Below are 12,534 nucleotides of genomic sequence, written 5' to 3' on the forward strand. Positions count from 1 at the left end.
AAAAGCGGAGCCGGCGCGTCGCAGGCGGGCCGGCACCGCGCCGGGAACTCAAAGCTTCAGGAGAGCGTCGTGTCAGTCGTCCTACCAACCCCAACGCAACTTCGTGCGGTCGCCGAGCAGTGCGGCCTTTCGCTGACCGAGGAAGACGTCGCATCGTTTCGCGGCCTGATGCAGGGCTCGATCGACGCCTACAATCTCGTAGCCGCAATGCCGGACGAGGTGCCGGAGGTGAAATACCCGCGCACGCCGGGCTATCGGCCATCGCCGGAAGAGAACCCCCGCAATGCCTGGTATCGCAAGTCGACCGTGAAGGGCGCCGCCAGCGGCAAGCTCAAGGGCAAGACCGTCGCGCTGAAGGACAACATCATGCTCGCCGGCGTTCCCATGACCAACGGCTCGTCGACGCTGGAAGGCTATGTGCCCGATTTCGACGCCACCATCGTCACGCGCATGCTGGATGCCGGCGCCGAGATCAAGGGCAAGGTGCATTGCGAGCACTTCTGCCTGTCCGGCGGCAGCCACACCGGATCCTACGGGCCGGTGCATAATCCGCACAAGATGGGTTACTCGGCCGGCGGCTCGTCGTCAGGCTCGGGCGTCGTGGTTGCGCTCGGCGAGGTCGACATGGCGATCGGCGGCGATCAGGGCGGCTCGATCCGCATGCCGTCCTCGTTCTGCGGCATCTATGGGATGAAGCCGACCTGGGGCCTCGTGCCCTATACCGGGATCATGCCGATCGAGATCTACGTCGACCATACTGGCCCTATGACCGCTACGGTCGCCGACAACGCGTTGCTGCTCGAAGTGCTCGCTGGCGACGACGGCTACGATCCGCGCATCAAGGCGCCGAAGGTCGAGGAGTACACCAAGGCCTTGGGGGCCGGCATCAAGGGCATGAAGATCGGCATCGTCAAGGAAGGCTTTGAGCAGCCGGCCGCGGAGGCCGCGGTGAATGAAAGCGTGCGCGAGGCGGCGAAACGCTTCAAGGATCTTGGAGCCAGCATCGAAACGGTGTCGATCCCGATGCACCTCTTGGGCGGCGCGATCTGGACCCCGATCGGCACCGAAGGCCTGACCCAGACCATGATGTTCGGCGACGGCTACGGCCTCAGCCGCGGCGATCTCTATTCGACATCGCTGATGGATTTTCATCGCGGCTGGCGCCGGCAGGCCGACTCGCTGTCCGAGACCACGAAATTGTTCATGATGCTTGGCACCTACATCAACAACAATTTCGGTCCACGCTTCTACGGCAAGGCGCTCAACATCTCCCGCCGGCTGACCGCGGCCTACGACAAGGCGTTCAGGGACTACGATCTGCTGCTGATGCCGACTACGCCGATGAAGGCGACGCCGCTGCCGGCCCCCAATGCCAGCCGCGAGGACTACGTTGCCCGCGCGCTCGAGATGATCTCCAACACCGCGCCGTTCGACATCACGCATCATCCGGCGATGTCACTGCCCTGCGGCATGGTCGACGGCCTGCCCGTCGGGCTGATGCTGGTCGGGCGTCACTTCGAGGAATCGACGATATATCGCGCGGCGCACGCCTTCGAGCAGATCGGCGACTGGAAGAAGATGTGAGGGGTCCATCGTTGCAGGCCGGCTGGACATAGAACATGGCTAGCGCATTCGTGGCGGCATTCGAAATCCTGAGTTTCGGCGCGATCATCGTTCTGGTCGTGCTGGGACTCGGGATCATTGCCAGCATGATGGGGATTTTCAATTTCGCGCAGGGCGAGTTCGTCCTGCTCGGCGCTTACGTTACCTATCTGGCGTACAGCAACGGGATTCCGATCTGGGCCGGCATGGCGGCCGCGCCATTCATCGTCGGCGGCCTCGGCTTCGTGCTGGAGGCGCTGATCATCCGGCGCCTCTACGCCGCGCCCATCGTGGCGATGCTTGGTACCTATGCGCTCGGCCTGATCATCCGCGAGAGTGTGCGCGGCCTGATCGGCGGATTCTACCTGACCGTGCCGGAGCCGATCGGCGGCTCGATCGACATCGGCACGATGCACATCTCGGCGTGGCGCTTCACGATCATCCTCATCACGCTGCTGGTGATGGGCGGCTGCTATGTGCTGCTGTCGCGGACCAGCTTCGGTCTGCGCGTGCGCGCCACGCTGGAAAATCCCGCGCTGGCGCGGGCGTCGGGGATCTCGACGCCCCTGATCTACGGCGCCACGTTTGCCTTCGGCGCCGCGCTGGCGGGGCTTGCCGGCGCGTTGATCGTGCCCGTGTTCAGCCTGTTCGCAGATCTCGGCATCCGCTTCCTGATCCAGGGCTTTGTCGCGGTCATGGTCGGCGGTGTCGGATCGTTTATCGGGCCGGTTGTCGGAGCCGGCCTGATCGGAACGCTGAGCGCGGCGCTGCCCTGGATCATGGCGCCCGTGGTCGCCGACGTCCTCGTCTTCGTGCTTGCCATCGTCTTCATCAAATTCCGGCCGCAAGGCCTCATCGCTGGAAAAGGGGTTTAGTCGCATGTTTGTTGATCGCTTTGATTTGACGCGTCGTCGTTTCCTCAGCGGCTTTGCTTTCACGACCGGCGCGATTGCGACCGGGGTCGGTAGCTGGGTGGTCAGGCCCGACTGGGCCAATGCCGCCGAAGGTCCGATCAAGGTCGGTATCGCAACCGACCTGACCGGCCCGATCGCCTACGCCGGCAACGCCGACGCCAATGTCGCGAAGATGGTGATCAAGCAGATCAACGCTGCCGGCGGCCTGCTCGGCCGGCCGCTCGAGCTCTATATCGAGGATACCGCCTCCAACGAATCGGTCGCCGTCGGCAATGTCCGCAAGCTGATCCAGCGCGACAAGGTCGACATGGTGCTCGGCGGCATCACCAGTTCGATGCGCAACGCGATCAAGGATCCGATCGTGGCGCGCGGCAAGACGCTGTACATCTATCCGCAGCTTTACGAGGGCAAGGAATGCACGCCCAATCTATTCTGCACCGGCCCGACTCCGGCGCAGCAATGCGACGAGTTCATACCCTGGCTGATCAAGAACGGCGGCAAGAAGTTTGCGCTGCCGAGCGCGAACTATGTCTGGCCGCACACGCTCAACGTCTATGCACGCAAGGTGATTGAATCCAGCGGTGGCGAGGTCGTGTTCGAGGAGTACTACCCGCTCGACCAGGTCGACTTCTCGGCCACCGTCAACCGCGTCATCTCCAACAAGGTCGATGTCGTCTTTAACACCGTAATCCCTCCCGGTGTCGGTCCGTTCTTCAAGCAGCTCTACGAGGCTGGCTTCCTGAAGAACGGCGGGCGGCTGGCCTGCGTGTACTATGACGAGAATACGCTCAACATCAATCAGGCTAGCGAGATCGAGGGCCTTGCGAGTTGTCTCGACTACTTCAAGGCGCTGACCAAGGACGACCCGGTCAGCGCCAAGATCCAGGCTGCCTACGAGAAGGATTTCCCCGGCAACTTCCTGTTCGCCGCCGGCAGCGCGGCGACCGGCACCTATCGCGGGCTGAAGCTGTGGGAAGCGGCGGTGAAGGAAGCCGGCAAGATCGATCGCGATGCGGTGGCCGCGGCGCTCGATCACGCCAAGATCGCGGAAGGCCCGGGCGGACCGGCCGAGATGGTGCCGGGCAAGCGGCACTGCAGGATGAAGATGTACACCGCTGTTGCCAAAGGCGGGAACTATGAGATCGTGGGCCGCAGCGACGGCCTCGTCGATCCCAAGGAATGCTGAGTGATCGATGGGTGCAGCAAAGCAGGCCCTTCGCGCAACGGTGAGCCAGGGGCTGGACGTTTCGATGGCTGACAATGGATCGGACCGAGCATTGCCGGCGCGAAAAGCTGTGGCAGGACGAAAGGTGCTCCCGATCGTCGAAGGAGTGGTGCTGATCGCAGCGCTGATCCTGCCGCTGGTTCTGCAGGACTATCTCACGGTGTTCGCCACCCGTGTCATCATCCTCGCCCTGTTCGCACTCTCGTTCGATCTGGTGTGGGGATATGCCGGCATCATGAGCTTCGGTCAGGCCCTGTTCTTCGGATCGGCCGGCTATGCTGTTGCATTGATGGCGCGCGACCTCAACATCACCTCGATCTTTTTGGTGCTGCCGGCAGGAACGCTGATCGGGCTCGCCACCTCGCTGCTGCTCGGTGGCTTTCTGCTGCTCGGCCGGCACCCCTCCAGCGTGATCTTCGTCGCGCTCGGTACGCTGACCGGATCCTACGCCGCCGACCGTCTGGCGCGCGGCTGGTACTATCTCGGCGGACAGAACGGCATTCCCTCGATTCCGTCGATGTCGCTCGGCAGCTACGACATTACCGAGGGACCGGTCTATTACTATTTCGCGCTCGGCATTCTCGCCGTGGTCTATCTGCTGTGCCGCTTCCTGGTGCGCTCGCAGTTCGGCCTGGCACTGGCGGGGCTGCGCGAGAACGAGCAGCGCATCGCCTTCTTCGGATACAAGACGCAACACCTGAAGGCGATTGTTTTCGCCGTCGGCGGCACCATCGCCGGCCTTGCAGGCAGCCTCTACGCGTTTCACGAGGGCTTCGTCTGGCCCAATATGGTCGGCGTGGTGATCTCGACGCAGGTCGTGCTTTACGTTCTGTTCGGCGGATCGGGCACGTTGATCGGCGCGGTTATCGGCGCCGTCATCATCGAGGGGGTCAGCTTCTGGCTGTCGGACAATTATCGCGAGATCTGGCCGATCCTTCTCGGCGTGTTGCTGCTGCTGGTGATCCTGTTCCGCCCGCTCGGGCTGATCAGCTTCGTGCTCGGCGAACGCGAGCGTGTCGGCAGTTTCGGGGCGACACGCAAGGAGAAGCGCAATGCCGCTCCTTGAGGCGACCGGCATCGTCAAGGTGTTTGGCAAGCTCACCGCGCTCGACGGTGCGGCGCTGACGGTAGCCGATAACGAGTTTCACGGCCTGATCGGGCCGAATGGCTCGGGAAAAAGCACCCTGATGAAGTGCGTCGCCGGCGCCGAGATACCGACCCAAGGCAAGGTCAGCTTCGTCAACCGCGATATCACCCTGCTGTCGCCGACCGAGCGCGCCCGCGCCGGCATGAGCCTGAAATTCCAGATCACCAGCATACTGCCGACGTTGACGCTGTACGACAACATCCTGCTGGCGCTGCAGGCGCAATCGTCGCTGTTCGATCTGGTGTTCTCGCGCACACGCGGCGTGCTGCACGATCAGGTAATGATGATGCTGAGCCAGTTCCGCCTCGCCGATCGCGCACATGATGCCGCCGCGGCGCTGTCGCACGGGCAGCAGCAATGGCTGGAAATCGCCATGGCGCTCGCAGCAAAGCCGCGGTTGTTGCTGCTGGACGAGCCGACCGGCGGCATGAGCCTGGAAGAGCGCCGCGTTACCGGCGAGCTCCTGCAGCCGATCAAGCAGCATTGCTCGCTTGTGATCGTCGAACACGATCTGGATTTCATCCGCGATATCTGCGACCGCCTGACCGTGCTCGACCAGGGGCGCGTGCTCGCCTCCGGAACGGTCGCCGAGATCCAGGCCAACAAGAGCGTCCAGGAGATTTATTTGCGCCGTGCCTGAACAGACATTTCTCGACATACGGCATCTCGATGCCGGTTATGGCCGCAGCCAGGTCCTGTTCGATGTCAGCATCGGCATTCCCTGGCGCGGCGGTGTCGCGGTGCTTGGCCGTAACGGAGCCGGCAAGACCACACTGATGAAGACGATCGTCGGCGAGCTTGCGAGCTCGAAGGGCGAATTGTTTTTCGACGGCCGCGACATCACCCGGCGCCGGACCGAGGAGCGGGTCCGCTCGGGCATCGGCTACGTGCCGCAGGAGCATTCCGTGTTCGCTCGGCTCACGGTGCGCGACAATCTCGCAGTCGGCTCGCTGTTCAATCCTGGTCCGGCGGCGGTCGATCGGGTCCTGACCATCTTCCCGAAGCTCGGGCAGCGGCTCGACCAGCCGGCCGGCACGCTGTCGGGCGGCGAGCGCAAGATGCTGGCGATCGGACGCGCGATGCTTGGCGATCCCAAATTGCTGCTGCTGGACGAGCCGACCGAAGGCGTGTGGGTCGGTGTGATCGAGGAGATCACCGAGCGGCTCATCGAGTTGGCCAAGCAGATCGCGGTCGTCATCGTCGAGCAGCATCTCGACCTCGCGCTGCGCGTCGCCGACTATGCCTATGTGCTCGATCGCGGCAGGGTGGCGCTGCAAGGCGCCGCGGGCGAGGTGCGGAGCGATCCGGAACTGCTGCGCTATCTCGCACCGTAGCGTTCGCAGAAGGCGCGCCTGCGCCGACGGCTGATCCGGCCGTGAAAGTGTTGCCGCGTCTTACTTCACCGCCCCGAAACGGCTATCGAACGAGTTTGTGGACACGATCGGCGCGGAGCCTGCGACCTGATTGTCCTTGGCGGCAGGTGCGGGGGTATCCGACACCGACGGTTTCAGCGGCGGGCGGGCGGCGGCGGCGTGTTTGACGTCGGGCTTTGCTGCCGTCGTCTTCGGCGCAGCGGCTTCAGGACGCGGCGGCTGCTTGGCCTCGGTCGCCGCCTTCGGCTTGGACGGCGGCGTGCTGGCGGTGGCGTCGGCTGCGCCGCCCAGGCCAACCTTGCGGGCGAGGCTGGAGAAGAAACCGTCATTCTGCTCAGTCGTCGGCGCCGCATTGGCGACCCGCGTCGAAGCAGGGGCAGAGGCAGGAGCGGCGACAGGAGCAGCAGCCGGTACTGCGGCCAGTTTCGGCTGCTCCGGCGGACCCCTCAGCAGGTTTTCGGACGGAGCTTTCGGCGGATTGACGTGAGAGGGAACAGTGCCTGGCGCACGCGCCATCAGCGACAGGGTCGAGCCATCGCCGGGCTCCGAAAGCCCGGTGCTGCCTTCGGGCACGCTAGCGGCGAACACCCTGTGCATGCCGCCGTCGATACCCGTGTTGATCCGCGCCACCGGCGTTCCCTTTGCGATCAGCCGCGCGGTCTCGGCAATATCGGTGGCCTGCTTCTCGCGCACGGCGTCGGCGATTTCATCTGGGATCACATAGGCCGGGCACTTGGAAGACGCATCGAACACCGGGTCCTTGGTCGCGTTCGGCGGCTTGGCCGCGTCGAACACGTACTTCTTTTCGCAGAAATCGACCTTCGGCTCCTGCCGCGTCACCTCGAAATGATCATTGCCTTCCTTGATCATTTTCCAGAACGGCATGTGCGGGTTGTTGCGATGTTTGGCCATGTTGGCCGGCGTCATCTTGAACGGATAGGCCTGCAACTGGAACGACTTCTGGCCGCCGAAGAAGGATTCGCGGCCCAGCGAATAGATTTCCGCGATCTGCTCGTCGGTCATCGCGTAGCAGCCGCGCGAGGAACAGTCGCCATGCACCATCAACTGCGAGCCGGTGCGTCCCAATGCTTTGTCGAACGCATTGGGATAGCCGGTGTTGAAGGAGAGGTAATAGGCCGACTGCGGGTTCATCTGCGCCGGCGAGATCGAGTAGAAGCCTTCCGGCGCCTGGCGGTCGCCTTCGCGGATCTTGGGGCCGAGATCGCCCGACCAGCGGCAGATCGGATACGTCTTCAACAGCGCGAAACGGCCGGAGCGGTCCTGCTTCCAGATCTCCAGTTCGGCTTCCTGCTTGAACAGCCGGACCAGGATCGGGGACTGCAGGTCCATGTTCTTGGCCGTCATGTCGGCGATCAGTTTTGGCGGAACTGGCTGGTTGGCCTTGGCGTTGTTGGCCAGCGAGATGCCGTCACTGTTGCAGCCGGCCATCAACACGCCTGCGCCCACGAGGATAGCCGACGTGACGAGCGCGCGAACCAGCGAGCGGTTAATCAAAGGCTAAGCTCCACACCCACCGGGCATTCTCGCACCCCAAATCAATAGCGACATGCCCTGAAGCCATTGTCTAAAATACTACCCATTGCCCCCCTGCGCCGCAACCCGAACGAGGCCGTCCAGCGGCTGCTGCGGCAGGCATGGTCAACAGAAACTAAAGACCGGGCTCGGGGCCTAATTGGGGCCGAATCATGCGCGTTGGCGAAAATAATGGCCGTTTAGAGGTCGTTAGTATTTGGAGCGAGTAGCCCGGCCGGCCTTACCGAGGCAGCGTAGATAGGGACGGTGCGATCAGCCGAGCTTGCGGCCGATATCGAGGAATTTCTGCCGCCGATGCCGGCGGACAGCATCCGCGTCGAGATTGCGGAGGTCGTTGAAGGCCTCCGAGATGGCATCGCCGGTGGCCGAGATCATGGCGGCAGAATCGCGATGGGCGCCGCCGGCGGGCTCTTTCAGGATCTGGTCGATCACGCCGAATCGCAGCATGTCCTGCGCGGTGATTTTCATGCTGGTGGCAGCTTCCTGCGCCTTGGTGCCGTCGCGCCACAGGATCGAGGAGGCCGCCTCCGGCGAGATCACGCTATAGATCGCGTGTTCGAACATCAAAACCTTATTCGCGGTGGTGATGGCGATCGCGCCGCCCGACATGCCTTCGCCGGTGACGATCGCGACATTGGGCACGCCGAGCGACAGGCAGGCGTCGGTGGAGCGCGCGATCGCTTCCGCCTGGCCGCGTTCCTCGGCGCCGATGCCGGGATAGGCGCCGGCGGAATCGACGATCGACAGCACGGGAATGCCGAAGCGATCGGCCAGCTCCATCAGCCGCACGGCCTTGCGATAGCCTTCAGGCCGCGCCATGCCGAAATTATGCTTGATGCGGCCCTCGGTCGAGGCGCCCTTTTCCTGGCCTACGACGCAGATGCTCTCGCCGCGGAAGCGGCCGAAGCCACCCATCAGGGCCTCGTCCTCGCCGAATTTGCGGTCGCCGGCCATCGGCGTGAAGTCCGTGATCAGCGCGTTGACGAAATCGGTGAAGTGCGGGCGCTGCGGATGGCGCGCCACCAACGTCTTCTGCCACGGCGTCAAATTGGCGTAGAGATCGGCCAGCGCCTGGGACGCCTTGTCCTCGATGCGCGCAATCTCGTCGCCGATGTCGCTGCCGGACGCCGCCAGCGCGCGCAATTCGTCGATCTTGGACTCGAGTTCGGCGACTGGTTTTTCGAAGTCGAGATAGCTGCGCATCTGTTCCGGCATCAAGACAATATAGGTAACAACGCGCTGTATAGGTAACAACGCGCTGTGAGGCGAAGCGGTTTTCGATTCACCCCAGGAAAGCACGCATCTTCAATGATTTAGCGCGTATCTCGGTCCGGATAACCCGGTTTGCCGAAAGCGCGCTAAACAAGGCCGCGGGCGGGATGGCTGTTTCGGGGGAGAAGCCGCGGAAGTCAAGGCGGGAAGTTCATCTACCTGTCGTCCCTGCGAAAGCAGGGACCCATACGCCGCGGCCGATCGGTCAGACCGGTGGGGGTAGACGCCTTCTGTAAATAATCCAGCTACGGTGGTTATGGGTCCCTGCGTGCAGCCTTCGCTAAAGCTTCGGCGAGCCCAACGGCAAACCCCGGCGAAGCCTTGGCGAAGACGGGTCGCAGGGACGACTACGACTTCTCCGCCAGCGGATGCAGGTCGCGCACCAGGCTCTTGAGCCGCTCCTCGACCACATGGGTATAGATCTGCGTGGTCGAGATGTCAGTGTGGCCGAGCAGGGTCTGCACGATGCGCAGGTCCGCGCCGTTATGCAGCAAATGGCTGGCAAAGGCGTGGCGCAGCACGTGCGGCGAGACCAGCCTCGGCGCGAGGCCTGACGCCGCCGCCAGTTCCTTCAAGTCGCGCGCAAAGTGCTGCCGCGTCAGATGGCCGCTCTCACCGAAAGAGGGAAACAGCCACTTCGATGCGGCGGCGCTTTTCTTCTTCTCGGGCCTGAGCGCTTCCATGGCGGCGAGATAATCGGCCATCGCCTGCCTTGAGGCTTCGTTGAGCGGCACCAGCCGTTCCTTGTTGCCCTTGCCGCGCACCATGATCATGCGGGCATCGCGCCGTGCGGCCGACAGCGGCAGCGCCACCAGCTCCGAGACGCGCAGGCCGGTGGCGTAGAGCACTTCCAGCAGGCAATACAGCCGCATTGCGCGCAGCCGCTGTTGCGGCGAGGCGTTCTCGGCCTCGGTCAATTCCTTGGCCCGCGTCAGCATCCGGTCGACATCCGATATCGACAGCACCTTCGGCAGCCCGCGGCCGCGCTTCGGGCCGGACAGGATCGCCGCCGGATCGTCGGCGCGGATGCGCTCGTTGAGCAGGAAGCGGAACAGGTGCCGCATCGCCGAAAGCCGCCGCGCCACGCTGGAGGATTTGAAGCCACGGGTGTCGAGATCGGCGAGGTAGTCGCGCAGCACGTCGGTCCCGGCACGGGCAAAGTTCTGTCCGGCTTGCCCGAGAAATTCGGAGAAATCCGTGAGGTCGCGCCGATAGGCGTCGAGCGTATTGTCGCCCGCCCCCTGTTCCGCCGCGAGCATGTCGAGGAACAGGTTGATCAGCTTCGTGTCGGAGGGTGTCGTGCGCATTCGCTATGATACCGCATGATCCGGCGCTGAGTCGTTAATCTGCCGGCCGTCTGATCCTCGCAGTCAGCGGCTATCTCTTGAGGAACCTGTCTGCGGGAATGGTGACCGTCATTTCCCGGGGGCTTGGATTGACGAAATTCGCCAGCGCGAAAATCACGCCATAGATCACCCCGGCTATCACGCCGACGACCGTCAGAAAGCGGAACAAGCTGGGCATAGGGGGCTCAGGGCGGCGAATTAACCAATGAAATCATCCAACATGTTCCCATCCCCGTGGCAAGAGTCTCTGGCAACTGTGTCAGTCGGGGTAGTATAGGTGTCGCGGAGCGGTGGAAATCCGCAAAACCACAGAGTTTTTTGATGTCCGAGACCGTCGCACCGGCCCAGGCGAGCACCCCCCAGGAGGCCGACGTTACGTCGGCCCTGGCACGGCGTTCGGTTGTGCTGGTTGGCATGATGGGGGCAGGCAAGTCGACCATCGGCCGCCGGCTGGCGGCGCGGCTGCGACTGCCATTTCTCGACGCCGATATCGAGATCGAGGCGGCCGCCGGGATGTCGATCCCGGATATTTTCGAAACCCATGGCGAGCCGCATTTCCGGGACGGCGAGGCGCGGGTGATTGCGCGGCTGCTCGATAGCGGTCCGGCCGTGATCGCCACCGGCGGCGGCGCCTTCATGCGCGAGGAGACCCGCAATCGCATCCGCGACAAGGCGGTCTCGATCTGGCTCAAGGCGGATGTCGACGTCATCATGAAGCGCGTGAGGCGCCGCGCCGACCGGCCGCTGCTGCAGACCGAGGATCCGACTGCCACCGTCAGCCGCCTGCTCGAAGCGCGCGAGCCGGTCTACCGGAGCGCCGACGTGACCATTCTGTCTCGCGACGTGCCGCACGATCGAATCGTCGACGAATGCATCGAGGCCCTGCGCGCCCGGCTGTGTGCCGGCGCCCCGGCCGCCCAGCCAACAACCGACGGGATGAACGTCACGCCATGACTGCGCCGCTGAAACATTCCGCCGCTATCACGGTCGACGTCGCCCTCGGCGACCGCGCCTATGACATCATGATCGGCCGCGGCGTCCTGGATACGCTCGGCACGCGCGTCGCCGCGCTGCGCCCCGGCGTGCGCACCGCCATCGTCACCGACCGCACCGTCGCAAAACACTGGCTGGAACAAACCGAGCGTTCGCTTGCCGAAGCCGGCATCGCGACGTCTCGCGTCATCGTCGAGGAAGGCGAGGTATCAAAGACCTACGCCGGTCTCGAAAAGGTCTCCGAAGCGCTGATCGCGGCGAAGATCGAGCGCAACGATCTGGTGATCGCGCTCGGCGGCGGCGTGGTCGGCGATCTCGCCGGTTTCGCGGCGGCGATCCTGCGCCGCGGCGTCGATTTCGTGCAGGTGCCGACCTCGCTTTTGGCCCAGGTCGATTCCTCGGTCGGTGGCAAGACCGGCATCAATTCGCCGCAGGGCAAGAATTTGCTTGGCGCGTTTCATCAGCCGGTGCTGGTGATCGCCGATACGTCGGTGCTCGACACGCTGTCGCCGCGCCAGTTCCGCGCCGGCTACGCCGAGGTCGCCAAATATGGCGCGCTCGGCGATGAAGCCTTCTTCACCTGGCTCGAAGCCAACCACGCCGACATCTTTTCCGGTGGCGCGGCGCGCGAGCACGCGATTGCAACCTCCTGCCGCGCCAAGGCCGCGATCGTCTCCCGCGACGAGCGAGAAAATGGCGAGCGCGCGCTGCTCAACCTCGGCCACACCTTCGGTCATGCGCTGGAGGCCGCGACCGGCTTTTCCGACCGCCTGTTTCACGGCGAGGGCGTCTCGGTCGGCATGGTGCTGGCGGCGGAGTTTTCAGCGAAACTCGGCATGATTTCCGAGGCTGACGCCACCCGGGTCGAGCGCCACCTTGCTTCCGTTGGCCTGCCGACCCATTTGCAGGACATCGCAGGCTTTGCCCAGGAAGGGCTGGCCGATGCCGACGCCCTGATGGCGCTGATGGCGCAGGACAAGAAGGTCAAACGCGGCAAGCTGACCTTCATCCTGCTGCAGGCGATCGGCCGCGCGGTGGTTGCAAACGACGTCGAGCCGGCGCTGGTTCGCGATTTCCTGCAACAGAAGTTGTCGGGATGACGGGATTA

Annotated in this window: 12 protein-coding genes; 8 read left to right on the forward strand and 4 right to left on the reverse strand. The window is 63.9% G+C overall.

Annotated features, from left to right (window positions below):
• Positions 1-69: 69 nt before the first annotated feature.
• From LMTR3_RS19350 to LMTR3_RS19375, 6 genes are all read left to right on the forward strand, one after another.
• Positions 70-1,584 carry an amidase gene (locus tag LMTR3_RS19350; protein ID WP_065746603.1) on the forward strand — a complete coding sequence of 505 codons (1,515 nt, stop codon included), beginning with the start codon at positions 70-72 and terminating at the stop codon, positions 1,582-1,584.
• A gap of 35 nt (positions 1,585-1,619) precedes the next feature.
• Complete coding sequence (locus tag LMTR3_RS19355; RefSeq protein WP_065746604.1) at positions 1,620-2,477, forward strand: branched-chain amino acid ABC transporter permease; 858 nt, start codon at positions 1,620-1,622, stop codon at positions 2,475-2,477.
• 4 nt (positions 2,478-2,481) lie between these two features.
• A complete protein-coding gene (locus tag LMTR3_RS19360; RefSeq protein WP_065746605.1) occupies positions 2,482-3,702 on the forward strand; it encodes a substrate-binding protein in 1,221 nt (406 codons plus the stop codon).
• A 64-nt stretch (positions 3,703-3,766) separates the two neighbouring features.
• A complete protein-coding gene (locus LMTR3_RS19365; RefSeq protein WP_245319945.1) occupies positions 3,767-4,807 on the forward strand; it encodes a branched-chain amino acid ABC transporter permease in 1,041 nt (346 codons plus the stop codon).
• Positions 4,794-5,528, forward strand: a complete 735-nt coding sequence (locus LMTR3_RS19370; RefSeq protein ID WP_065746607.1) for an ABC transporter ATP-binding protein — start codon at positions 4,794-4,796, stop codon at positions 5,526-5,528. The genes LMTR3_RS19365 and LMTR3_RS19370 overlap by 14 nt, the downstream gene beginning before the upstream one ends.
• Positions 5,521-6,222 carry a branched-chain amino acid ABC transporter ATP-binding protein gene (locus LMTR3_RS19375; RefSeq protein WP_065746608.1) on the forward strand — a complete coding sequence of 234 codons (702 nt, stop codon included), beginning with the start codon at positions 5,521-5,523 and terminating at the stop codon, positions 6,220-6,222. Before LMTR3_RS19370 ends, LMTR3_RS19375 begins: the two co-directional genes overlap by 8 nt.
• 60 nt (positions 6,223-6,282) lie before the next feature.
• On the opposite strand, the gene LMTR3_RS19380 is transcribed toward LMTR3_RS19375, so the two are convergent.
• The 4 genes from LMTR3_RS19380 to LMTR3_RS19395 all read right to left on the reverse strand — a co-directional run bounded on the left by LMTR3_RS19380 (position 6,283) and on the right by LMTR3_RS19395 (position 10,611).
• Positions 6,283-7,776: a L,D-transpeptidase family protein gene (locus LMTR3_RS19380; RefSeq protein WP_065746609.1), complete on the reverse strand. Its 1,494-nt coding sequence runs from the start codon at positions 7,774-7,776 to the stop codon at positions 6,283-6,285.
• Between the two features lie 291 nt (positions 7,777-8,067).
• Complete coding sequence (locus LMTR3_RS19385) at positions 8,068-9,030, reverse strand: acetyl-CoA carboxylase carboxyltransferase subunit alpha (protein WP_065746610.1); 963 nt, start codon at positions 9,028-9,030, stop codon at positions 8,068-8,070.
• 404 nt (positions 9,031-9,434) lie between these two features.
• On the reverse strand, positions 9,435-10,394 hold the full coding sequence (gene xerD / locus LMTR3_RS19390; RefSeq protein ID WP_065746611.1) for a site-specific tyrosine recombinase XerD: 960 nt from the start codon (positions 10,392-10,394) through the stop codon (positions 9,435-9,437).
• A gap of 70 nt (positions 10,395-10,464) precedes the next feature.
• Entirely contained in the window at positions 10,465-10,611 is a 147-nt protein-coding gene (locus LMTR3_RS19395; RefSeq protein ID WP_065746612.1) for a histidine kinase, read from the reverse strand.
• 143 nt (positions 10,612-10,754) lie between these two features.
• Between LMTR3_RS19395 and LMTR3_RS19400 the strand changes: the two genes are divergently transcribed.
• Positions 10,755-11,387 carry a shikimate kinase gene (locus LMTR3_RS19400; protein ID WP_065746613.1) on the forward strand — a complete coding sequence of 211 codons (633 nt, stop codon included), beginning with the start codon at positions 10,755-10,757 and terminating at the stop codon, positions 11,385-11,387.
• Complete coding sequence (gene aroB / locus LMTR3_RS19405; RefSeq protein WP_065746614.1) at positions 11,384-12,526, forward strand: 3-dehydroquinate synthase; 1,143 nt, start codon at positions 11,384-11,386, stop codon at positions 12,524-12,526. The genes LMTR3_RS19400 and aroB overlap by 4 nt, the downstream gene beginning before the upstream one ends.
• Positions 12,527-12,534: the final 8 nt, after the last annotated feature.

This window comes from Bradyrhizobium sp. LMTR 3 (assembly GCF_001693485.1).
Lineage (GTDB): Bacteria > Pseudomonadota > Alphaproteobacteria > Rhizobiales > Xanthobacteraceae > Bradyrhizobium.

Coding starts and splice junctions, on each gene's coding strand:
- LMTR3_RS19355 (WP_065746604.1), top strand. CDS start 1,620: ATGGCTAGCGCATTCGTGGCGGCATTCGAAATCCTGAGTTTCGGCGCG.
- LMTR3_RS19360 (WP_065746605.1), top strand. CDS start 2,482: ATGTTTGTTGATCGCTTTGATTTGACGCGTCGTCGTTTCCTCAGCGGC.
- LMTR3_RS19365 (WP_245319945.1), top strand. CDS start 3,767: ATGGCTGACAATGGATCGGACCGAGCATTGCCGGCGCGAAAAGCTGTG.
- LMTR3_RS19370 (WP_065746607.1), top strand. CDS start 4,794: ATGCCGCTCCTTGAGGCGACCGGCATCGTCAAGGTGTTTGGCAAGCTC.
- LMTR3_RS19385 (WP_065746610.1), bottom strand. CDS start 9,030: ATGCCGGAACAGATGCGCAGCTATCTCGACTTCGAAAAACCAGTCGCC.
- xerD (WP_065746611.1), bottom strand. CDS start 10,394: ATGCGCACGACACCCTCCGACACGAAGCTGATCAACCTGTTCCTCGAC.
- LMTR3_RS19395 (WP_065746612.1), bottom strand. CDS start 10,611: ATGCCCAGCTTGTTCCGCTTTCTGACGGTCGTCGGCGTGATAGCCGGG.
- LMTR3_RS19400 (WP_065746613.1), top strand. CDS start 10,755: ATGTCCGAGACCGTCGCACCGGCCCAGGCGAGCACCCCCCAGGAGGCC.
- aroB (WP_065746614.1), top strand. CDS start 11,384: ATGACTGCGCCGCTGAAACATTCCGCCGCTATCACGGTCGACGTCGCC.